General features: G+C 36.4%; 19 protein-coding genes and 1 pseudogene. 11 read left to right on the top strand and 9 right to left on the bottom strand.

The genetic code is table 11. From position 1 onward, the window contains the following. Window positions 1-30 precede the first annotated feature (30 nt). From pfkA to DRF61_RS06245, 3 genes are all read right to left on the bottom strand, one after another. Window positions 31-1,017 (bottom strand): 6-phosphofructokinase, encoded by a 987-nt coding sequence (gene pfkA, locus DRF61_RS06255; protein WP_111955179.1) that lies wholly within the window; start codon window positions 1,015-1,017, stop codon window positions 31-33. Between the two features lie 317 nt (window positions 1,018-1,334). Next, window positions 1,335-2,093, bottom strand: a complete 759-nt coding sequence (locus tag DRF61_RS06250; RefSeq protein WP_111955177.1) for a TIGR03915 family putative DNA repair protein — start codon at window positions 2,091-2,093, stop codon at window positions 1,335-1,337. A 108-nt stretch (window positions 2,094-2,201) separates the two neighbouring features. Then, a complete protein-coding gene (locus DRF61_RS06245; RefSeq protein ID WP_111955175.1) occupies window positions 2,202-3,461 on the bottom strand; it encodes a putative DNA modification/repair radical SAM protein in 1,260 nt (419 codons plus the stop codon). Between the two features lie 142 nt (window positions 3,462-3,603). Here DRF61_RS06245 and DRF61_RS06240 point away from each other — a divergent pair, with 142 nt between their 5' ends. From DRF61_RS06240 to sucC, 5 genes are all read left to right on the top strand, one after another. Beyond that, on the top strand, window positions 3,604-4,932 hold the full coding sequence (locus DRF61_RS06240) for a hydroxymethylglutaryl-CoA reductase, degradative (protein WP_111955173.1): 1,329 nt from the start codon (window positions 3,604-3,606) through the stop codon (window positions 4,930-4,932). Window positions 4,933-5,098: 166 nt separating this feature from the next. Then, window positions 5,099-6,175 carry a hypothetical protein gene (locus DRF61_RS06235; protein ID WP_111955171.1) on the top strand — a complete coding sequence of 359 codons (1,077 nt, stop codon included), beginning with the start codon at window positions 5,099-5,101 and terminating at the stop codon, window positions 6,173-6,175. Between the two features lie 2 nt (window positions 6,176-6,177). Next, complete coding sequence (locus DRF61_RS06230) at window positions 6,178-6,564, top strand: DUF423 domain-containing protein (protein WP_111955169.1); 387 nt, start codon at window positions 6,178-6,180, stop codon at window positions 6,562-6,564. 2 nt (window positions 6,565-6,566) lie between these two features. Further along, complete coding sequence (locus tag DRF61_RS06225) at window positions 6,567-7,844, top strand: chloride channel protein (RefSeq protein ID WP_111955167.1); 1,278 nt, start codon at window positions 6,567-6,569, stop codon at window positions 7,842-7,844. A 130-nt stretch (window positions 7,845-7,974) separates the two neighbouring features. Beyond that, window positions 7,975-9,165 carry an ADP-forming succinate--CoA ligase subunit beta gene (gene sucC, locus DRF61_RS06220; protein ID WP_111955165.1) on the top strand — a complete coding sequence of 397 codons (1,191 nt, stop codon included), beginning with the start codon at window positions 7,975-7,977 and terminating at the stop codon, window positions 9,163-9,165. A 303-nt stretch (window positions 9,166-9,468) separates the two neighbouring features. Here the strand turns inward: sucC and DRF61_RS06215 are convergent, their stop codons facing one another. Then, the gene (locus DRF61_RS06215; protein WP_111955163.1) at window positions 9,469-10,353 is read right to left on the bottom strand and encodes a mechanosensitive ion channel family protein; all 885 of its coding nucleotides are present in this window, start codon (window positions 10,351-10,353) and stop codon (window positions 9,469-9,471) included. Between the two features lie 91 nt (window positions 10,354-10,444). On the opposite strand from DRF61_RS06215, the pseudogene DRF61_RS06210 reads away from it, so the two are divergent. After that, window positions 10,445-11,084 (top strand): annotated as a pseudogene (locus tag DRF61_RS06210) (peroxiredoxin). A gap of 99 nt (window positions 11,085-11,183) precedes the next feature. Here DRF61_RS06210 and DRF61_RS06205 read toward each other — a convergent pair. The 3 genes from DRF61_RS06205 to DRF61_RS06195 form a co-directional block, all read right to left on the bottom strand. Beyond that, the gene (locus DRF61_RS06205) at window positions 11,184-11,774 is read right to left on the bottom strand and encodes a hypothetical protein (protein WP_111955161.1); all 591 of its coding nucleotides are present in this window, start codon (window positions 11,772-11,774) and stop codon (window positions 11,184-11,186) included. Between the two features lie 160 nt (window positions 11,775-11,934). Next, window positions 11,935-12,450, bottom strand: coding sequence for a hypothetical protein (locus DRF61_RS06200; RefSeq protein ID WP_111955159.1), 516 nt, complete (start codon window positions 12,448-12,450; stop codon window positions 11,935-11,937). 86 nt (window positions 12,451-12,536) lie between these two features. Beyond that, window positions 12,537-14,807: a TonB-dependent siderophore receptor gene (locus tag DRF61_RS06195; protein ID WP_111955157.1), complete on the bottom strand. Its 2,271-nt coding sequence runs from the start codon at window positions 14,805-14,807 to the stop codon at window positions 12,537-12,539. A gap of 185 nt (window positions 14,808-14,992) precedes the next feature. Here DRF61_RS06195 and DRF61_RS06190 point away from each other — a divergent pair, with 185 nt between their 5' ends. Beyond that, the gene (locus DRF61_RS06190; protein WP_111955155.1) at window positions 14,993-16,048 is read left to right on the top strand and encodes a Gfo/Idh/MocA family oxidoreductase; all 1,056 of its coding nucleotides are present in this window, start codon (window positions 14,993-14,995) and stop codon (window positions 16,046-16,048) included. Between the two features lie 101 nt (window positions 16,049-16,149). Here DRF61_RS06190 and DRF61_RS06185 read toward each other — a convergent pair whose 3' ends face one another. Continuing rightward, entirely contained in the window at window positions 16,150-18,039 is a 1,890-nt protein-coding gene (locus DRF61_RS06185) for an ABC-F family ATP-binding cassette domain-containing protein (RefSeq protein ID WP_111955153.1), read from the bottom strand. Window positions 18,040-18,313: 274 nt separating this feature from the next. Between DRF61_RS06185 and DRF61_RS06180 the strand changes: the two genes are divergently transcribed. The 4 genes from DRF61_RS06180 to DRF61_RS06165 all read left to right on the top strand — a co-directional run bounded on the left by DRF61_RS06180 (window position 18,314) and on the right by DRF61_RS06165 (window position 22,424). Next, window positions 18,314-18,832 carry a DUF1761 domain-containing protein gene (locus DRF61_RS06180; protein WP_307724885.1) on the top strand — a complete coding sequence of 173 codons (519 nt, stop codon included), beginning with the start codon at window positions 18,314-18,316 and terminating at the stop codon, window positions 18,830-18,832. A 45-nt stretch (window positions 18,833-18,877) separates the two neighbouring features. After that, window positions 18,878-20,011: an 8-amino-7-oxononanoate synthase gene (locus DRF61_RS06175; protein WP_111955151.1), complete on the top strand. Its 1,134-nt coding sequence runs from the start codon at window positions 18,878-18,880 to the stop codon at window positions 20,009-20,011. Window positions 20,012-20,120: 109 nt separating this feature from the next. Next, a complete protein-coding gene (locus DRF61_RS06170; RefSeq protein WP_111955149.1) occupies window positions 20,121-20,633 on the top strand; it encodes a 5' nucleotidase, NT5C type in 513 nt (170 codons plus the stop codon). Window positions 20,634-20,777: 144 nt separating this feature from the next. Continuing rightward, the gene (locus DRF61_RS06165) at window positions 20,778-22,424 is read left to right on the top strand and encodes an alpha/beta fold hydrolase (RefSeq protein WP_111955147.1); all 1,647 of its coding nucleotides are present in this window, start codon (window positions 20,778-20,780) and stop codon (window positions 22,422-22,424) included. Between the two features lie 147 nt (window positions 22,425-22,571). On the opposite strand, the gene DRF61_RS06160 is transcribed toward DRF61_RS06165, so the two are convergent. Then, the gene (locus DRF61_RS06160; RefSeq protein ID WP_111955145.1) at window positions 22,572-23,435 is read right to left on the bottom strand and encodes a glycoside hydrolase family 25 protein; all 864 of its coding nucleotides are present in this window, start codon (window positions 23,433-23,435) and stop codon (window positions 22,572-22,574) included. Window positions 23,436-23,437 lie beyond the last annotated feature (2 nt).

Genomic DNA, 23,437 nt, shown 5'->3' with positions numbered 1-23,437 from the left:
AATAGTTTGTTTTAGATTATAAAAAAATAATTAGATTGCTAAAATTTCAGAAATCAGTAAAAGATCTTTATTGATTTCATTATGTTTTTTAATGGCTTCTTCGATCGGTGTGTACACCATATCGTTGGAACGCATTCCGGCCATTACATTTGTTTTTCCTTCCATAAGTCCCACTACGGCACCATAACCCAGCCTGCTTGCCAGAACCCTGTCTGCACAGCTTGGAGAACCACCTCTTTGGATATGTCCTAAGATGGTTACACGGATATCGTAATCAGGGAATTCCTCTTTGGTCTGTTTAGAAAGCTCGTAGATATTCCCAAGCTTTTCACCTTCCGCTACTACAACGATGCTTGATGCTTTTCCTGTTTTTTCAGCTTTTCTGAAATTGGCAAAAAGATCTTCCATGCTATCTTTCTTCTCAGGAATAAGAATATCCAGAGCACCGGTAGCCAGCCCACTGTTTAAAGCGATGAAACCTGCATCACGGCCCATTACCTCTACAAAGAAAACTCGGTTGTGGGATGTTGCCGTATCACGGATCTTATCGATAGCTTCCATAGCAGTGTTTAAAGCCGTATCGTAGCCGATGGTGTTATCCGTTCCGAAAATATCATTGTCAATAGTCCCCGGTACACCAATTACCCTGATCCCGAATTCTTCGTTGAAGATCTTTGCTCCGGTAAAAGTTCCGTCACCTCCAATGCACACCAATGCATCCACACCATGTTTCACACAGTTGTTGTAAGCTTTCTGACGTCCTTCAGGAGTTCTGAATTCTACAGATCTGGCGGATTTGAGAATCGTTCCGCCCTGGTTGATTATATTTTTTACGGAACGGGGGCCCATTTTCAGGAAATCATCATGGATGAGTCCGTTATAGCCTTCCCTTACTCCGTAGCATTCGATATTATAATAGTTTGCAGTTCTAACGACTGCTCTTAATGCTGCATTCATACCCGGAGAGTCACCTCCTGAAGTAAGAACTGCAATTTTTTTTACAGCACTCTCTTTCATCTAGTAAAAAATTTCGAACACAAATTTACAAAAACAAGTTCAGATAATGGCAGTAAGTTGAGAAGAGTTTTGAATATAAATAATTAAAATCGTCTAAAATTTGTAAGCTTAAAAATCCCTCGCTGTTTTTGTTTCTGAAGAATTTACATTAAAACTGTGGCAACGTGAAATATTTTATCGAAAAAAATTGGAAAGCATATGAACAAATAGCATCCAAGTAAATACTTCGCTAAATAACTTTTTACATAATAGTATAAATGTTATATTTTGATCACCACTAGCTCAGTCTATGAGAATGTTATCACAGTAAATCCACATCACCACTTTTCCGTCAGATACTTCCAATATCTTTTTGGAACATGCTGAACGTGCAGTTTCAAATTCTTTCTTTCCACAATATTGGTCTTTGTAAAATACCGCTGCCATAGCTTTTGATAGTTGTTTTCATCATCATGAAACTTCTGCTGGTACTCATGTAAATCCAGCTTTTCTTCCGGATAAAAGAAATCGCAGCTTTCCAGATTGTATAAAATTCCATAATTCCTTCTCAAATCATAGATCATCCATTTCTGATCCTGATACCGGTCTTTAAAATGTTTACGGATAAGCGGAAGAACATCAAAATCAGGATCTATCTTCGCAAAGAAAACGCCATCCTGCATTTTCTCAAATCTCACAAAAGCAGTCATTCTGTGCCTTTCCCGGCTTACCGATTTACAAATTTTTGAAATTTTTAAAATATCGCTGTCAGCATAATTTTGCAGAATATTTTCATCAGGATGTTTTACAGACTGTTTTACGGCTGATAAAATAAGACGTTCCGATTCAGGATCTTCTGATAAATAAACTTTTAATAACTCATGTATTCCTGACTGTCCAATATGTTGTTCCAGTTTGCTTAAAACCCGTTCAGCCTTATCATTCTGAGTAATGACTTCATGAATTTCAGCAAAGATATTTTCCTGATGAAATCTCTCCTTGCTCACTATTTCCACCTCTTTATACCGGTATTCGAAAACTTCAAATACTGCTGTAAAAAGTCCGTCGAAACTGCCGTCATAGAGTAGAGTGGTCATGTTAATTTAGAGAGTTATAAGGTTTTGGAGTTTTAGAGTGAGTTGATATGTTAGTCTTAGAATGATTAGTGAAGTTCGTGAAACAATTCTTGTAATTGGTGTTTAAAATCAAAACAGACTCAGCTGCTGTGAAAACTGATTGTGAAACTTAGAAGAGCTTCCACCCACAAGCAGCTTTCTGAAATTTTTATCCGTTAAATATTTTAGATAAGCATTTCCGGCGTTAAAGTCAATGAAATACTTTGCTCTGTTGACCGCAGCTCCCAGTCTTTTCAGATGGTCCATATTTAAAACCTGAAAACGCCTTGCACTCACAATTTTCTGCGCAGTTTTCACGCCAATTCCAGGAATTCTTAAAATCATCTGATAATCTGCAGTCTGTAAATTAACAGGAAATTGATGCAGATGTCTCAAGGCCCAGCTCAATTTAGGATCAACTTCAAGGTCTAAAAACGGCATATGCGGGTCTAAAATTTCCTCAGCCTTAAAACCGTAAAAGCGCATCAGCCAATCCGACTGATACAAGCGGTTTTCACGAAGCATCGGAACTTCTGTAGTCAGAGAAGGCAGTCTTTTATCTTCCAGAACAGGAACATAACCGGAATAATAAACCCTTTTCAGATTGAAATTTTTATAAAAATGATCAGCAACCTTTATAATCTGCAAATCATTTTCATTGGTTGCCCCCACGATCATTTGTGTAGACTGTCCTGCCGGAGCAAACTTAGGAACCTTTCTGAAAATTTTCTTTTCATCCTTATATTGCGCAATTCCATTCTGAATATATTTCATAGGATTAAGCATATCCTGTCGGTTTTTTTCAGGTGCTAACAATTTCAACCCGCTTTCTGTAGGAATTTCAAGGTTAATGGATAACCTGTCTGCATAAAGAGCGGCTTCCTGCATCAGCTCATCACTTGCTCCCGGAATAGATTTCAAATGAATATAGCCGTTAAAATTTTCTTCTAAACGTAATTTTTTTGCCACCCTTACCAGACGTTCCATCGTCGTATCTGCATTTTTAAAGATTCCAGAGCTTAAAAACAGTCCTTCAATATAATTTCTGCGGTAAAAATTAATGGTCAGGTCTGTTACCTCTTCCACGGTGAAAGCGGCTCTTTTAATATCATTGGAACTTCTGGATACGCAGTAGGCACAATCGTAAATGCAATGATTGGTCAACAGGATTTTGAGCAGGGAAACACACCGTCCGTCTTCTGTATAGGTATGGCAGATCCCGCTTACGGAACTGTCTCCCAAGGCGCCTTTTTTATTCTTTCGCGTTCCTCCGCTGGATGAGCAGGAAACGTCATATTTTGCTGCATCCGCAAGGATTTCGAGTTTTTCTTTCAGGCGTTCAAAATTCATTTTTCGGAAGGATGTTATAATTTGTATCTAAACTTTGTTCAAAAGTAGTTCCAAAATTGATAAATGTCAATCTTTTTCTCTGGAAGTTATCAACAATGGAGACTTTCAAAATTACTATCTTTACACTTATTAAATTTATGCTATGAATCATAAACCGGTAGAAGGTTTCTCTAAACTTACAAAGCAGGGGAAAATCGATTGGCTTGTCAGCGAATACCTTGAAGGAAACGAAGAATATCAAAATATATTAAAACAATACTGGAACGAAAATGCTGATCTTCAGAAACTTCATGAAGAGTTTTCTGAAAATACGATCTCCAATTTCTATATGCCGTACGGAATTGCCCCCAATTTCTTAATTGACGGGAAATTATTCGCCCTTCCAATGGCCGTTGAAGAAAGTTCAGTAGTGGCGGCTGCTTCAAAAGCTGCAAAATTCTGGATTGATAAAGGTGGTTTTAAAACAACCATTATTAACAATGAAAAATTAGGGCATACCCACTTTATCTTTAATGTAGAATCTCATAAACTTCTGCATTTCTTTAATTTCAAATTAAAGAAAAAACTGTTTGAAGCTACAGAAGATATTACCGCCAACATGAGAAAACGAGGTGGTGGAATTCTGGATATCAAATTAATTGATAAAACCTCCGAAATGCCGGATTATTACCAGCTTAAAGCAAGCTTTGACACAGTAGATTCCATGGGTGCGAATTTTATCAATTCGTGTCTTGAGCAGTTCGGAAAAACAATGAAGCAGGAGATTGCAACGAGTGAAGATTTCACACAGGAAGAGAAAAACTCGCTTCAGATTGTGATGAATATTCTTTCCAACTTTACACCGGACTGTCTCGTAAGAGCTGAGGTTTCATGTAAGATTGATGATTTAAAGGATGACAGTGGAATTTCGAATGAAGAATTTGCAAGAAAATTCAAACAGGCTGTTACCATTGCTGAAATAGAGCCTTTCCGCGCAACCACACACAATAAGGGCGTGATGAATGGAGTGGATGCAGTAGTAATCGCTACAGGAAATGACTTCAGAGCAACAGAAGCCTGTGCTCATGCCTACGCCGCGAGAGACGGACAATACAGATCTCTTACGCACTGTACAACGGACAACGGAATTTTCAGATTCTGGATCGATCTTCCGATTTCTGTAGGAGTAGTGGGAGGTTTGACCAATCTTCACCCATTAGTAAAATTCTCCTTGGCATTGCTTGGGAAACCATCTGCGCAGGAATTAATGAGTATTCTGGCTGTTTCCGGACTTGCTCAGAATTTTGGCGCTCTCCGTTCTTTAGTGACAACCGGTATCCAGAAAGGGCATATGAAGATGCACCTGTTGAATATTCTAAACCAAATGGGTGCTACAGAAGAGGAAAAACAGCATTTTGTGAACTATTTTAAAGACAAAACGGTAAGCCATCATGAGGTTATTCATGAATTGAACAGATTAAGAGCTCAATAATGCTGCAGATTATCCTACCTATAGTATTTATCATCTTCGGAATCTTCCTGAAGAAAACGACGTCACCGGGCTTTAGAAATTCTAAAAAGCTTTCTAATATCTTTATTATATTAGGAATTTCGACGTTGGTGGCAAAACTGATTTTAATCTACATTCATTCAAAATAATGAGAAAGAAAATAGTATTCTTCCTGTTGATTTCTGGTTTAAGTTTTTCTCAGCAGAAAAATGTAAAGATCAGTGATTTGCAGCCGAAATCTGAAGATACTGTTTTTCCGGTTGTTTCCTATCCCGGAAATCCTTTGGTTGAACATAAAATCAATACCTTTCTGCAGGTTAATGAACTGGAATATGTGCCGAATTCAGGCCTTGATCCTTTTAAAAAGGCTGCCACTGCGACCAATTCCTATACCAATTATCTCTATTTTTACAGTTGGGAAAAATTAGAAACCCCTAAAAATATTTTAAGTATTGGTATAGATGGCGAGGCTTCGGGAGCTTATCCGGAAGGTTTTTCCAAATGGATTAATTTTGATCTCAGAACAGGAAATTTTATTAATTGTCCCGATTTATTTCAACCCAATGCTGTTAAAACGATTGAAAGCTTAATCAATCAGAGAATCAGGAAAAGAGTTGATGATTTTCTTAAAGAGTTGAAAGCCGATAAAAATCCTACAGAAGAAATTCAGGAGCAGATTGCAATGTATGAAGACTGTTTTTTAGAAAATACCCTGGAATACATTGAATTCTATTTTGGAAAGGATCAATTGACTTTTGTTGCCGGAAGATGTTCCAATCATGCGATGAGAGCATTGGATGATCTGGGAAGTCACATCATTGAAATTTCTTATAAAGACCTAGAAAAATATTGGAGTCCTTACGCAAAAAATCTTCTGTCAGGTTCTGAAAAAACTGATACAACAAGTTTTCAGTATAAGCTGTTGAAAGGAAAAATTGATAAATACCCCATTACGGTTCTGATCAAACATCTTTACACGGATAATGGAGAAAATGCTTTTTCCGCTATGTATTGGTATGATAAAAATAAAAAACTGATAGAATGGAACGGAAAGATTCAGGGAGATCATATTTCCATTACGGAGAATGACCATTATGATGAAGAATTGGAAAAATGGATTCCAAGAGCTTTTATTGAAGCGAATAAAAAGGGCAGCAAGATTACCGGAACCTGGCGGGATTACAAAACAAAAAAATATTTAAATCTAGAATTAGAAGAATTATAAAAATGAAAACAATTACTTTAATTTTTGGTGCTGCGTATGGAATGCTGTCTGTTATTCTGGGCGCCTTCGGAGCACATGCTTTAAAAAAAATATTGTCTGTAGAAAGACTTGAAAGCTTTGAAACAGGAGTGAGATACCAGATGTATGCTGCATTTTTCTTACTGATCATCGGATATATTTTAAAATTTGAAACTTCGTCTGAAAAATGGACTTCCATTTTGATGATTGTGGGAACCATGTTATTTTCTTTCAGTATTTATTTCCTTAGCCTGCAGGATTACCTGGGAGCAAACCTTAAATTTTTAGGACCCGTTACTCCGCTGGGAGGTCTTTTTATGATCCTGAGCTGGGGAATGCTTATTCTTTATTTTGCTAAAAACAGAATTTAAGAATGAAGATCAATAGAAGAAGACGGTTAATCAAAACATTGAATCTTCTGGATCAACCCATAAGATTCAATCCTTTTGTATTCAGCCGGACTTTTTTTATGTGGGCTTTCACAGGTCTTGTGGGAGGGGCTATTGCAGGAGGTTACTGGATCGTATTAGAACATTTTACTGAATTTTTAGCTGAGTTTCAGGGCTGGATGGTTATCCCTACCATGGCTGTCTGCGGTTTGCTGGCAGGACTTGTGATCCATTTCTTCGGAGATCCCGGGGAAATCCATCTGATCGTTAATAATATCAGGTTTAATAAAGGAAAATTAGAGCCGAAAAATAATCCTTCCATGATTTTGTCATCCCTTTTTTGTGTGGCATCGGGTGGAAGTTTAGGTCCTGAAGCACCTTTGGTTCAGGTAACAGGTTCTACCGGAACCTGGCTTGGGAAAATTTTCAGGCTGAAAGGAGAAGAGCTGCGTTCTTTGAGTATTGCTGGAATGGCTTCAGGCTTTACCGCTTTATTCGGGGCTCCGCTTGGAGGAAGCCTTTTTTCCCTTGAAATTTTGCATCACAAACATGCAGTGGAATATTATAAAGCTATTATTCCTGCTTTAGTGGCGAGCTGTTTCAGTTATGTGATGTTCGCTCTGATTATTCATTTAGGAATAGGGGCAACTTGGGATCTGAAAGCCTATCATTATTCAGGAGTATATGATTTTATCTATGCCTTTTTATTCGGGGTGGTGGCTACAGTTTTCGGATGGATCTTTATTTTCGTTGTAAAATTTTTCAAAAAAGTTTTTGAATACAGGTCGTTTCCGATTTATATAAAAACATTGGTTGGCGGAATTATTTTAGGGATTATTGCCTATAATTTTCCAATCACAAGATACTTCGGACATCATGAGATCAACGAACTGATCAACGGGAATTTTGCCCTGAATTTTTTGATCGTCATTCTGGTTTTTAAAATCATAGCCATTGCGGTTACCGTGACTTCAGGATGGAGAGGAGGTTTCATTATCCCGCTGTTTTTTGTAGGCACCACTTTAGGGCTGATTATTCATCAGCTGTTTCCTTCGGTTGACACTACTTTAGCCATTGTAAGCTGTATGGCGGCAATTAATGCCTGTGTAACAAGAACACCAATGAGTACCACGATTATTCTGGGAACCTTAACCGGCTTTACTTATTTCGTTCCGATACTTTTTGCCAGTCTGACAGGTTATTTTCTGGCTCCGAAAATCCCATTCATCGGTTCACAGTCTGAGAAATTGTCCGAAGAATAGAGCAAATTTGATAGACATGTTAAAAATCAAGTTCACTGCACTTTAATTTTTAAGTCAATAAACTTGAACTTCCATGTCTTTTTAGTAAATTTGTCAACCTTTAAATTTTAAAATAAAATAATAAAATAATATGAATCTTCACGAGTATCAATCAAAAGAGATTTTATCAAAGTATGGAGTAGCTATCCAACGCGGTTTCGTAGCGAATAATGTAGACGAAGCTGTAGCAGCTGCAGAAAAGCTTACTGCTGAAACCGGAGCTCAGGCTTGGGTAGTAAAAGCACAGATCCACGCAGGTGGACGTGGTAAAGGTGGTGGTGTTAAGTTCTCTCCAAACATGGATAAGCTTAAAGAAAATGCACAGAACATCATCGGAATGCAGTTGGTAACTCCACAAACTTCTGCTGAAGGTAAAAAAGTACACTCTGTTTTGGTTGCAGAAGACGTTTATTATCCTGGAGAATCTGAAACTAAAGAATTTTATGTTTCTATTCTTTTAGACAGAGCTGAAGGTAAAAATACGATTGTATATTCTACTGAAGGAGGGATGGATATTGAGCATGTTGCTGAAGTAACTCCTCATTTGATCCACAAGGAAATTATTGATCCTGCTTTAGGTCTTCAAGGATTCCAGGCCAGAAAAATCGCTTTCAATCTTGGTCTTGAAGGAAATGCTTTCAAAGAATTCACAAAATTCATTGCATCTCTTTACAATGCTTATACTGGAATTGATGCTTCTCTTTTTGAAATCAACCCTGTATTAAAAACTTCTGATAACAAAATTATCGCTGTTGACGCTAAAGTAACTTTGGATGACAACTCATTGTTCCGTCACAAAGACCTAGCTGAATTAAGAGATACAAGAGAAGAAGATCCAATGGACGTTGAAGCTGGTGAAGCTGGTCTTAACTTCGTGAAACTTGACGGTAACGTTGCTTGTATGGTAAACGGTGCTGGTCTTGCCATGGCAACAATGGATATCATCAAATTATCCGGTGGTAACCCTGCTAACTTCCTTGACGTAGGTGGTACTGCTGATGCTCAGAGAGTTCAAACAGCTTTCGGGATCATCCTGAGAGATCCTAACGTAAAAGCTATCCTTATCAACATCTTCGGTGGTATCGTAAGATGTGATAGAGTTGCTCAGGGAGTTGTAGATGCTTACAGAGCTATGGGAAGCCTTCCTGTTCCATTGATCGTAAGATTACAGGGAACTAACGCTGTAGAAGCTAAAAAATTAATTGATGATTCAGGTCTTCCTGTACATTCAGCAATTACTTTAGAAGAAGCTGCCAACAAAGTAAAAGAAGTTTTAGCGTAAGCTGAACTTTTAAATAAATTGAGAAACCGTTCCATTTTTGGAGCGGTTTTCTTTTTTACCACAAAAGTCACAGAAGTTTTTCATGTTAAACACTTTAGATCACTTTAGCTTAAAAGTTTTACCATCCTGAAAACAATAAGTACACTTAAGTTTAAAATAACTTAAGTGTCAAAGAACTTTTGTGACTTTTGTGGTTGAATTTAATTTTTTGTAGCCCGATAACATCAGAGATGTATCTTTAAATCAAAGTATCAGAAATAATTTGAAGCATAAAAAAACCGCTTAAAAAAAGCGGCTGATATTTTATTTGTCCTGATTTTCGGCAGGAAGAGATTCTCCATTCGTAATGCTGATACTTGTAGGAGTTACCAGCTGGATATTATCTGCATCCAGACGCTGCTTGATTTTCAGATAGGCTTCACTTTTTACCTGAACTATGTTGGCTCCTACTTTCATCCAGAATTTAGCCTGGAGATTAAAATTGCCCTGTTTTAAGTCGGTAAAGATCACTTCCGAAGTATCCAGCCTGTCTACACCATCCAGGCTTTTAATGACATCCAACATCCCCTTCTGAGCTTTGCTGATATCTTCATCCGCAGGGATCTCGAAGTTTAAAATAATTCTGCGCTGCGGCGATGCTGTAATATTGTAAAAAGGAGCATTGAAAATTACCTGATTGGGGATGTAAGCTTTCTTTCCGTCATCGGTAATGATTTTTGTTGTTAAAAAACCAATTTCCTGAACTGTTCCGGAATGTGCTCCGATCGTTATATAATCCCCTATTTTAAATGCTTTATCAATTCCAATGAGCATTCCAGAAAAAATACTGGATACCAGATCTTTCAAAGCAACCCCGGCAATCACCCCGGCTACCCCTAAGCTTCCGATAAACTTCCAAAGGAAACCACTAAAGCCCATGATTTCGAGCGCAATAAAGGTTCCCATCATCATGATCAGAAATCTGAATATGCTTATTAAAGTAACCAGGGAACTTTCTTTCTGGCTTTTAGGGAAAAATTTGTGAAATAATTTTACGGCACCTAAGCTTAAGTATTTACTGGTAACAAGAAAAAAAGAAAATACTAAAATTCCGACAATAAGTTTCGGTGTAAGCTCGGCAAACCTCATATACCAGCTCTCCAAAACCCTGTAAATAACATCTACGTAGCTGTAACCATTGTTCTGCATGAAAAAAAATTTATTAAAGATAGAAAAAATTCAACAAAAATTTTGCCAGTTTCAAAAAGTCTACTAAATTTGTAGACTAACAAAGCAAAATATTATGTCACTTAAATTAGGAGATACAGCACCGGACTTTCAAGCCGAAACATCTTTAGGCGATATTAGATTTCATGAATTCTTAGGGAATTCTTGGGGAATTTTATTCTCACATCCTGCAGATTATACTCCGGTATGCACTACAGAGTTGGGATACACCTCAAAGCTGAAATCTGAATTTGATAAAAGAGGAACAAAAGTGATTGCTTTAAGTGTAGATGGAGTAGAGGATCATCAAAGCTGGATTAAAGATATTAATGAAACCCAGAATACGGATGTACAGTTTCCTATTATTGCAGATAAAGACCGGAAAATTTCGGAACTCTATGATTTTATCCATCCGAACGCTTCTGCTACAGCTACCGTACGTTCTTTGCTGATCATTGATCCCGATAAAAAAGTAAGGTTAATCCATTACTTACCCGGCTTCTACAGGAAGGAATTTTAATGAGATCTTAAGAGTCCTGGATTCTCTTCAGCTGGTTGACTCGCATAAAGTAGCTACTCCTGTCAATTGGGAAAATGGTGATGATGTTATTGTACCGCCTGCTATTTCTACAGAAGATGCCAGAAAGATATTCCCAAAAGGAGTGACAGAAATAAAGCCGTATCTGAGATATACGCCTCAACCTAATACATGATTTATTTGATTTTTTATAGTTTAGTTTTAATTTGTACGAAAATCGCCCCGAAATATTTCGGGGCGATTTCATTTTTTTATTCAAGTGAATATAAAGTGATTATTTTAAATCATTAGCTACTTCTTTAGCTTTTGAAGTCGGTAAATAAATACTGAATCCTAAGTTGAATGTAATATTTGAGTTTAATCCTTCGCTACCAAATCCTGCTCTGCCTTTGTATTTTACTAAACCTTCAATACCGATGTTAGGAGTAATAAAATAAGAATAACCAGGACCTGCACCAAAATCTAAACCAGTTGTAGAATCTGCATTTTCAACTGATCTACCTCCGATACCTACATTACCTTCAAGGAACCATCTTCCGTGGTGTAGCAAATTATCAACACCCTTTTCTCCCGGAGATAGGTAGTAACGACCCAAACCACCTACACCATAAGTGAATTCAGTAGGGCTGCCATTGGTAACTTTATTGATCCCTAAATCTACATATCCACCCACAGCTACATTATCTTTAATGAAGTAAGCACCTTTTGGCTGTAAACCAATATTGTATCCTCCACCAGTATTTAAACCAAAATTACTTGATATTAAGCTGCTTCCTACCAGCCAGTTACCTTGTTGAATTTGAGCGTTAGCTGTTGCAGTCAAACCTGTTGCTGCCAATATTCCTGCAAAAATTAGTTTTTTCATAATTTATTATTTTAATAATTAAATGTTACCATTTGTAGATTAAAGAAAAAACAAGAAATGTGCCAAGCTTCTTAATTTTAGATAAAAACTCAGAATAAATGTTAATTTTCAGGTAATCGAAATGTGAATTATTTGGTCTTTTTTTTGATGATTTTGTAATTTAAATACACAAAAGAATCACCGAAATAATAAGGCCTGCAATAGTGAATTTTATTCCGCGTTTGAAAGCTTTTGTTTTGGGATTAAACATCCAGAAACTGGAAACCACAAAAAAGAATAAAGAGATCCCGAAAAATGTATTCAGTGGTGATAAGGTCTCTTTTGACTGGGATTTATGAAGTTTCACCATTTTGTCCAGTACAAAAGGAAGTTCTTTTTTAGAGTATTTTGCCTTTCCGGTAGATGCATCGTAAGTACCCTGTTTAAAATAGATAACAGTACCTTCCGTTTTTTCTGCTTCAAGACCTTTGATTTTCAGTTCTTTTCCAAGCTCTTTCTCTGTAAGATTGACAGCGACTGTTTTATCGTATTTTTTCTCTTTTTTTAGAAAATCGGTGTCCCTGTAAACAAGCAAAATTCCGCTCAATGCATAAATGGCCATTATTCCTGCAAGAAAATACCCCAGATAGCGGTGTGTAACTCTCATAAAACTTCTTGTGTCCTTGATCTTATCCATATTGTATGTCTTTTTTTATATTTAAAAATGGAAATTGCATTTTTGCAATTTCCACTTTGAATGATGAAATTATATAATATTTAATTCTAAAGCTTGTAGGTAAGCGTAAAATAATAGTTTCTTGGCGTAATAGGATTTACAGAATAATTTTCATGTACATTGTAATTCACTACATCGAACAGGTTACCCACTTTCCCCTGGATAGAGAATTTCTTCCATTCGTAGCCTACAGATACAGATACGGTAGTGTAATCCTTTAATTCAAATACTCTGCTTACTCCATTTCTCGCAGCTAAACTATTGCTTCCGGTCTTTGTATCATTCCATCCGGCAAGACGATCACCAATATAGTAAGCCCCAGCGCCTATTTTTAATCCTTTAGCAAAACGTGTGAATTTATAAAATACCGAGGCATTGGCTGTGGTGGCTGGAGTTCTTACCAGTCTCTGCTCTTCTACATATCCAAATTGTTCAGGAGTATCAAGATAAACTGAATTATTATACGAGAAACCACCTATAATGGATAAATTTTCATTTGGGTTTCCTGTAATATCCAATTCCACACCGCGGCTCCTCATTTTTCCGGCAAAATCTTTTAAAAGTCCGTTAGGGTCTATCTGTAATCCTTTATCATCTAAAGCAACCTGATAATAATTTTTGTATAAAATCTGGTAAACAGTAAGGTTAATAGCCAAGGCATTATTCCACAGGTTTTTCTTTGCTCCTACTTCATACTGATCAATATAAGTAGGCTTAAGAGCTTGATCTTGTCTATCTAAACCAACATTATTGGAGAATGAGTTGGTATAGGTTGCGAATACTGATAAATTATCATTTGGCATATATACTATACCTGCTTTTGGCGATATAGCCATATCGGAAGAACTTGAGAACGGAACATAAGGGGTAGTATTGTCCTTGAAGTTTTCTTTTCTTGTACTTTTGTTTTCTACATAAGACCATCTTAAGCCTGCAAGTACCTTAAATTGCTTTGAAATACTGATGAAATCCTGAGCATATACTCCTATTCTCTGTGTAGGAATTCTTGAACGTTCAAATTTTGCTACATGTTCCGAAGTAGGCATACTACCACCTGCCCATGTAGACGGATCATCCAAATAAACTGAGCCGTTAGGGTTTCCGTTTGTACCGAACAAATAAGCCGTTCCATATAATGCCTTTTTAGGATCTGCGATAGTGGGATCATAATAGGTGTAAGAATCGGCAATGCCATAATCAGCATCTGCTCCTATTAAAACTTTATGATTAATTTTTCCGGTGTTGAATTCCCCATTGATATTAGCCTGGAACGATGTGTAATTTTGTTCGTTGTAAGTTCTGTTTAAAGGTCTTTTCCATGCTAATCGATTACCGGTTGTATATTCCCATTGTATCCTTTCTGTGGAAAAATAATCCTTAGTGTAATTTTGATAAGAAGCAGTGGCATTCAATGACCATCTTTCGCTGAACTGATGATTGAACGTGATGTTAGTTGATAGTTGTTCTACATTTTGATACTGCCAATCTGTTCCCAGGAATGCATTTCTGGACAGCAGATTATTCATAGAGTAGCTTTTGTCAGCATTGGTAATAGAACCAATCCCAAAATCGGGAGTAAAATTATTTTTAAGATAATCCGCTTCTACAATCAATTGTGATTTCGGACTCAAATTGAATAAAAATGAAGGATTGAAATAGTATTTCTCAGACTGTACAACATCTCTGAAACTTTCAGCATATTCATAGGCACCATTGACTCTGAATGCAATATTTTTAGATAAAGGCCCATAAATATCAACTGTTGGCTTATAAGAATTCCAGCTTCCACCATTCAGTCCTACACTTCCTCCAAAATTAAATTTAGGCTTCTTAGTGATCATATTAATGATTCCTCCTGCAGCTGTATTTCCGTACAGCATGGCATTGGCTCCTTTCAGTACTTCAACTCTTTCCAGACCACTTACTTCAGGAAAAACACCACTGTTAACCCTTGTACCGTTTTTAAAAATATTATCATTTCCCAAAATAAAACCACGTCCCCCAAAACTGTCCTGAGAATTTCCTCTGGATGAAGTAATGTACATACCATTTACATTCTGAAGAACATCGCTCAGCTGCTTGGCCTGTTGTTGCTCAATAATTTCATGAGTTACAATGGAGATAGCTTGAGGGTTTTCCATTACCGTAAGGGTAGACTTAGTGGATAAAGTCCTTGCCTGGTTTGGATTTCCTGTCTTATGAAGATTAATGTCTTCAATGGTTTGGGTTCTGATGGTATCGGCTTCAATATTTTTCAATTGAGCACTTAAAGATAAGGCTGCCAATAAAAATCCTATAGATGCAAGTTGTTTATTCATTTTATTTTTATGTAGACTAGTTTTAAATAGCGGCAAAAATAAGGTTTTTTGAAATATTAATTTAGAATTGATAAAAATAATAAAATGATTTAAATCATACTTTATGAATGCTGTAAAAGAACCGATTGCTTCTATGCCTTCTTAAACTGGGGATTATTGAATATATTTGTTGAAAATTATATAGTATGCAATTGATAAAAGCAGGACTTTGTGCCTTTGGAATGAGCGGAAAAATATTTCATGCTCCATTTTTGAAAGAACATCCCGGATTTTTTATGGCTGCCGTAGTAGAGAGAAGTAAAGAAGAGTCAAAAGAAAAATATCCGGAAGCAACTATTTACCGTTCGGTAGAAGAAATGCTTCAGAATGCAGATATTGAACTTGTGATTATCAATACACCTGTACAGACCCATTATGAATATGCAAAGATGGCACTTGAAGCAGGAAAAAATATAATTGTTGAAAAACCCTTCACCGTTAGTGTTTCAGAAGCAGAAGAGCTTGTGAATCTGGCGGAAGAAAAAGGACTGTTTCTGAGTGTTTATCAAAACAGAAGATTCGACCGCGATTTTCTGCAGGTTCATAAAATATTGAATGACGGCAAATTAGGAGATATTAAAGAAGCCGAAATCCGTTTCGACAGGTTCCGTACTACACCCAGCGGAAAACAGCATAAAGAAGATCCACAGCAGTCGGGTTCAGGTTCCCTGCATGATCTTGGTGCCCATCTTGTAGATCAGGCCGTCCAATATTTTGGATATCCTGAAAAGCTTTTTGCTGATGTGTTTTCCATGAAAGGACAGGAATATGCCAATGATTATTTTGAAATTCTGCTTTATTACAAAAACAATTTAAGAGTAAGGCTGAAATCATCTGTATTTACCAAAGAAGCTCATTATGCCTACGCTATTCACGGAGAAAAAGGAAGCTTCCTGCAGGAAAGAACCGATAATCAGGAAAATGAACTGGTTGCAGGAGCCATACCGGTTTATGGCAAAGAATGGACAGAGCCTTTAAAAGGGACGGACGGGATTTTAAATTTCGTAAATGAAAGCTCAGAAACCGAAAGAATGCTGACTGCCAGCGAACCCGGGAACTATATGAATTATTATCAGCAGATTTATGAATATATCGTTTTCGGATATGCATTACCATCTCAGGGAAGAGAGGTTGTCCAGAATATGAAAATCATAGATGCATCCCTGGAAAGTTCAAAAGAAGGGAAAATAGTATACCTGTAGGGTAGAGGAGTTTGAGAGTGGGAGTGTTTGAGTGTAAAAGTATTTGATATTTAGAATTTCCTTAACACTCAAACACTCCCACTCTCAAACACTCTCACTTATTATATTTCCTGAAGTTCCAGCCATCTCATCTCATAGTTTTCAAGCTTTTCAGAAATAGTTTCTAATTCGGCAGAAAGTTGAGAGACTTTTTCATAGTCTGTTTCATTATTTAGCTGATCCATGATCTTAGCACGTTGCTGTTCAAGCTCAGGCATTTCTTTTTCTATCGTTTCCAGTTCCCTTTGCTCCTTAAAAGACATTTTTCTTTTTTGAGAAGCAGGTTGCTGAATCTCTGGTACTGCAACAATTTCTTTTACAGGTTCCGGTTTGGATACTGCATTTTTTTCCAGTGCATCCTCGCGGCTTTTAGCTTCCCTGTATTCTGAAAAGTTTCCGATAAAATCTCTGATCTTTCCTTCTCCTTCAAAAGCTAAAATATGATCAACAATTCTGTCCATGAAATACCTGTCGTGAGATACAATAATTAAGCTGCCTTGAAAATTCAACAGGAAATTTTCCAGCACGGTTAAAGTCGGAAGATCCAGATCGTTGGTAGGTTCATCAAATATCAGAAAGTTAGGATTCTGATACAGAATATACATTAAATGCAGTCTCCTTTTTTCCCCTCCTGAAAGTTTCGAAATAGGCGAATATTGTGTCTGGTCATCAAATAAGAATAATCTCAAAAACTGTGATGCAGAGATTGTTCTTCCGTTGGCTAAAGGAAAATTTTCAGAAATTTCCTTGATAAAATCAATAACTCTTTCATCTTCTTTATACTTCAGCCCTTTTTGTGAAAAATATCCGAATTTGATTGTTTCACCCGTTTCAATTTCCCCGGAATCTTTAGGTTCAAGCCCCTGGATAATATTCAGTAATGTAGATTTTCCGGCTCCGTTTTTTCCTACAATTCCTACTTTTTCACCCCGTTGAAACTGATAGCTGAAATCTTTTAATAATAATTTCTCACCATAACTTTTAGAAATATTTCGGAGTTCCAGAATCTTGTTTCCGAGCCTTTTCATTTCAAAATCAAGTTCCAGAGATTCTTTTCTGGTGTCGGTTTTAGCTATTTTTTCAGTTTCGTAAAAATCATCCTGTCTGGATTTCGATTTTGTAGTTCTTGCTTTGGGCTGTCTTCGCATCCATTCCAGTTCTTTTCTGTAAAGATTGTTGGCCTTGTCGATGGTTGCATTCATATTATCCTCACGAATCATCTTGTTTTCAAGATAGGTTGCATAAGAACCATTATGGAAATACAGATTTTTATCCTCCATTTCCCAGATGATGCCACAAACTGCATCCAGGAAATATCTGTCGTGGGTTACCAGTATTAAGGTAATTTTCGCTTTACTTAAATAACTTTCGAGCCATTCTACCATTTCCACATCAAGGTGGTTGGTTGGCTCATCCATGATCAGAAGAGTATGACGGTGTTCCGCTCTTGTCTCAGTCAGTAGTTTTGCTAAAGCAACACGTTTGATCTGTCCACCGGAAAGGGTTCCCATTTTTGCTTCCAGGTCAGTGATTTTCAGCTGGGAGAGAATTTGTTTCATATCATTCTCCAGATCCCATGCTTTATGAATTTCCATTTCAGCCAAAGCTTTTTCAATGAAATCATAATCTGTGGAGAGCAGAGATTGATGATAATTTTTCAGAGCCTGAATAGGCGCAGAATCAAGCGTCATCATAAACTCATCAATCGTTAGATCAGAATCAAATTCAATCTCTTGGTCAAATAAAACCACCTGGATATCTTTATTAATATTTACAGTCCCGCTGTCTGCAATTTCATTCCCCATTAATATTTTAAGAAGGGTAGATTTTCCGCTTCCGTTTTTGGCGACAATGGCTATTTTGTCCCCTTCATTCACATGAAAAGAGATATTTTCGAACAAAACTTTGACGCCATAAGATTTAGTAAGATTTTCTACAGAAACGTAATTCATTGGAATTTAATGGGTTTGATTTAAAAATTCAATTGAGCCGCAAAAATACGAAAATGTACACACTTAAAACTTACTAATGCCATTATATAAGAATCTTTAAAACGTAAATCATTTTTTTTATAATTAGTATGGGATTGGAATGTAATATTAGATTTTTATTGAATTTATTCTATTTGCTTTTTAATTTATAGTTAAAATGAATTATAATTTACGTAAAGTTTATTTTATATTGTATTTTAATGTAGATTTGATATACTTATTAAAATGCAATATTATGATGGAAATTAACTTATTGGCTATTGCTGTAGCCGCATTGGTTCCACTTATTATGGGATTTATCTGGTATCATCCAAAAATGTTCGGAACTGTCTGGATGCAGGAATCGGGGCTGACAGAAGAAAAAATGAAAGGATCAAACATGGGATTTATTTTTGTCTTTTCATTTATCCTGTCTTTTCTGATCGCTTTTTTTCTGCAAATGATTACAATACATCAACTTGGAGCCTTAGGCATGGTTGGTGGAGATGAAATGAATGCAAAACCTTCATTTTTTGCCTTCATGAAGGATTACGGAATGGCCTATCGTTCTTTTGGTCACGGTGCTTTGCATTGTTTTATAGCAGGAGTATTTTTGATATTTCCCATTACTGCAATTAATGCAATGTTTGAAAGGAAATCCTGGAAATATACTTTCATTAATACTGCATACTGGACCATAACGATCACCATTATGGGCGGAATTGTCTGTGGCTGGTATTTGCCGGATGGCTTTAATTGGGTTACACAAAAATAAAATTCTAACGATCCAAATGATAAGGCTACATTTGTGGCCTTTTTTATGTCATATAATTTAAAAATATACAATAGCGTTTCGGATTTACCTTCACAGTGGAATTCTGTGATCGGAAACCGGAATATTATGCTTTCCAAAGAATATTTCAATATTTTGGAATCTTCCGGGCCTGCCAATATGGAATGCTATTATGCCGGTTTCTTTTATAATGATGATTTGATTGGCGGTGCTTTATTCCAGTATTTAAATTTCCAGAATCATGCGACCTTTCAGAAAAATGAAGTCTGGTGCAATATCAGGAATTTCTTTGCCCGAAAATTCAGTAAAGATGTAATGATCTTGGGAAACAATATGCTGACAGGCCAGAATGGATTTTATTTTGATGCTGCCAAAATTACTTTTGAACAGGTAGTTCCACTTTTGGACAGGGCGGTTCAGAAGATGCAGAAAGACATCAGAAAAACGTCTTTGATCATTTATAAAGATTATCAGTTCAATTTTGTCAACTATTTCCAGAGTAAAAACCATCAGCCCTATTTCCGATTTTCAGTTCAGCCTAATATGATATTGAAGATAAACGAAAGCTGGACTGTGTATGAGGATTATTTGAATGATTTTTCTAAAAAATACAGGACAAGAGCCCGCTCTGCCCGAAAGAAATTTGAAAATATAGAAAAGCATGAAATGAATTTGGGTGAGATACAAAAGCATCAGGATGAAATGAATATTCTCTATCAAAATGTAGCTGAAAATGCCCCATTCAATACTTTTTTTCTTGCTGAACATCATTTTGAATGCATGAAGAAAAATATCAATGAAAATTTTAAAGTATTTGGATATTTTTTAAACCAAAAGCTGATTGGATTCTATACTTTAATCCTCAATAATCAAGATATTGACACCTATTTTTTAGGCTATGATAAAGAAATTCAAAAAGAAAGGCAACTGTATCTCAACATGCTTTTAGATATGGTAGAATTCGCAATTAGCAATAAGTCTAAAAGAATAATTTTCGGGAGAACAGCTTTGGAAATAAAATCAACCATTGGTGCGGAACCTATTGAAATTTTCGGATTGATAAAGCATAATAATTCTTTGGTCAATTTATTTATGAAAAGAATTTTCATAGGATTAAATCCTAAAAAAGAATGGATTCAAAGAAAGCCTTTCGTTGAATAGGCTGCGATAAGATAAATTTGTCTTAAATTTTTATTTTGTATAGATGATATTTTTTATTTTTTTTGATATGTTGTAAGTTTAAGCTTTCATAAAATTACATATTAAAATAATGAAAAAAGTAATCGTAGACATGGACGGGGTAATGGCAGATGTGTACCATCAGCTGGTGCAGTTTGAAAAAAGAGACTCAGGAAGAGAAATTGAAATCAATGATCTGGCAGGAATGCCTGAAACTGAAGCGTTTCCAAATGGAAAAAAACACGTTAATGAAGTTGGCTTTTTCAGAACGCTTCCTGTCATGGAAGGAAGCCGAGCAGCTTTGGAATACATTAATAACAAATATGAGCTCTACATTGTTTCTGCTGGGATGGAGTTTCCTAACAGCTTAAGAGAAAAATTTGATTGGTTGGCAGAACATTTTCCGTTTATCAGCTGGGAACAAATTGTTTTGTGTGGAAGCAAAAAGGTGGTACACGGTGATGTAATGATCGATGATTATCCTAAAAATCTGGACCATTTTGCCGGAGAAAAACTAATTTTCACCCAACCTCACAACGAGCTGATAGAAAATGAAAATTACAAAAGAGTGCATTCATGGGAAGAGATCATGAATATTCTGTAAAAAGAAAAGTTTATGCATTTTTTAGAATTCCTATCACAGACTGGTGATTTTTTTAAATAAGTTTAACTAAATACAAACCAAATTTAATAAGTCATTGTGAGTATTCAAGGGAGAAAATAAAGAATTTTGCATCAAACTTATACTATGAAAAAACTCAATGCTTTATTCTTACTTTTAGCAGCCTATTTTCTTAATGCACAGGTGATTTCGGGAACTGTAATTTCCGGAAATGAAAAACAGCCGATTCCTTACGTAAAAATTGGGGTAGAAAAAGAGAACGCCGGTACTGTTTCCGATGAGAAAGGAAATTTTGCTATTAACCTTTCGGGATTTGATCCATCAAAAAAACTAAAAATAGAGGTTCCCGGCTATGAGCCTTATTCTGAAACTGTACAGAATTTCAGAAAATACGATGGTCAGCAGATATTTTTAAAAGAAAAAGTTAAAAATATAAAGGAGGTCAATATTAAAGTTAAAAAGCTGGTTGATAAAAACTGGGGCGTCAATACGAAAACAAAAAGCGTTCTGTATTCCGTGAATCCTAAGTTCAAAAAAGAAGATTTTCTTGGTGAAACTGCTTTGGAATTTAACGCCAGCAGAAGATCCAAGATCAAAAATATCAACCTGAATATCGCCAGCTATATTTCAGACAAGCCCGTGCTGATGAGATACAGTCTTTATACCGAAAAAAATGGTTTTCCCGACCAAAATATCCTGGATGAAGAAATCACAGTAGAACTTACGGAAGATATGATTAAAGACGGAACTTATACACTGGATGTGAATGATCATAATATCTGGGTGCAGGGGAAATTCTTTATCGGAATTCAGTTTTTAAAAGAATTTGACGGAAAGGTTAATATCAGTGCTGCATTGTTCAGAACGGGATTTATTAGAAAATTTTATGGTGACTGGCAGAAAATAACCTTGGCAGCCCCAGCCATTAATATCGATGTAAAAGTGGATAAAAGCGCAAAGAATATCAAAGATGAAACGGCTGCTTTTGGAGATGACCTCGAAGGGCTGATCCCAGATGTTTCCCAATATAGTATGGAATCTAAAAACTCTGTGTATGGGAAAAACGCATCTTCGGGCAGCTATCTTCAATTAAAAGGTACAAAGCTTTATTACGAAACTTATGGTGAAGGAGAACCGCTTTTTCTTCTTCATGGGAATTCAGGAAGTATCCAGGATTTTTACCAGCAGATTCCGGTTCTTTCCCAACAGTTTAAAGTAATTGTTGTAGATACCAGAGGGCAGGGTAAAAGTATTGATACTTCTGAAAGAGATTTTACCTATACCCAATTTGCAGAAGATATAAAAATGCTTGCAGACAAGCTGGAATTGCATAAAATTAATATTGCCGGATGGAGCGACGGTGGAGTCACAGGATTAGAATTTGCTTTAAAATATCCGGAAAACCTGAACAAATTGATTACCATTGGTGCCAATGCTTTTCCTGAAGGTGTCGACGAAAGACTTATTTCTCATATGAAAAATCAGCTTCTGGTGCTGAATATAGAGAATAAATCTGGAAAATTCAACGAACGCAGGTTGGTAGAGATTATGCTGAATGAGCCTCATATCAGTAAAAAAGATCTGGCAAAAATACAAAGTCCGGTTCTGGTGATTGCAGGTGATAAAGATGTGATCAAACAGGATCATACTGAAATGATATCCAAACAGATCCCACATGCTGAACTTAAGATCTATAAAAATGCAACCCACATGATTCCTTTCGAAAATGCTGATGAGCTGAATGCAGATATTTCAAAATTTCTGGGGAAATAATTTTAGGTTGGAAGAGGGAGGCTGGAAGATATTGCTGATAATTGGCTTCCTTCGGTTATTTCTTAAACTTATAAATTAATTTAAAAATTGATTAAACCCGGGAGAAATAATTCTTTCGGGTTTCGGAACTCCCATCTTCCTTTCCTGTCAATCCAGCGTAAGTCTTTTTAACGACCAGGTGCTTCCATTATAGATATCAAGATCTACTTTGGTGTTAATGCCATGAACAATACCATTTTCCGTAAACTGCCAGAAATCCCAATGATCATTGGGAGTGGGAGAGGGTACATCATTGTAATTCGCCAGCCAGAGCGGATAATCGTCAAATTCTCCTTTCAGGAAGTCTTTATAGTAATGATAATAGGTATAGATGATCGGTTTTTCCCCATACGTTTCCTCTATGATTTTGCACCATACCTTTAAATCTTCTATCAGTTTTTTATTTGTTTTTCTTTTCGGGATCTTTTCAATATCTAAAATAGGGGGAAGGTCACCGCTTTCCAGTTTTACATTCGCTAAAAAATTATTAGCCTGGATCACAGGATCCTCATCAGCCCTGTAAAAATGGTAGGCTCCACGAATCAGATTATGCTTTTGGGCTTTTACCCAGAACTCATCAAAGTGTTTGTCGGCATTTCGGTTTCCCATTGTGGCACGCATGACTACAAATTCCAGTGGAATTGTTTTATTTCCAATACTCAGACTGTCCCATTTGATATCTTCCCTGTTCTGATAGTGAGAAACATCAAAACCATATGTTTTATCGAGATTAGCGGTAAGGATTTTCTGTATCCTTGCTGCTTCCACTTCACTGTTGTGTAGTTTTTTATGTCTGAATTTATTGAAGTACAGTGCATAATAATAGCTAACCGACTGTTTCAGGTAAAATCCTGTTCCTATTAAAGCAAGAATTAAAACAGCTAATATTACTTTTCTCCGGAAAAAATAATTCTTCCGACGATTCTCATGTACTTTTTTGGCCGTCTTTTTGGTGTACTTTTTAGGTGTCATAA

Source organism: Chryseobacterium lathyri (genome assembly GCF_003290185.1).
In the GTDB taxonomy this organism is placed as follows: Bacteria; Bacteroidota; Bacteroidia; order Flavobacteriales; family Weeksellaceae; genus Chryseobacterium; species Chryseobacterium lathyri.
This window is presented reverse-complemented; position numbering and strand designations above follow the sequence as displayed.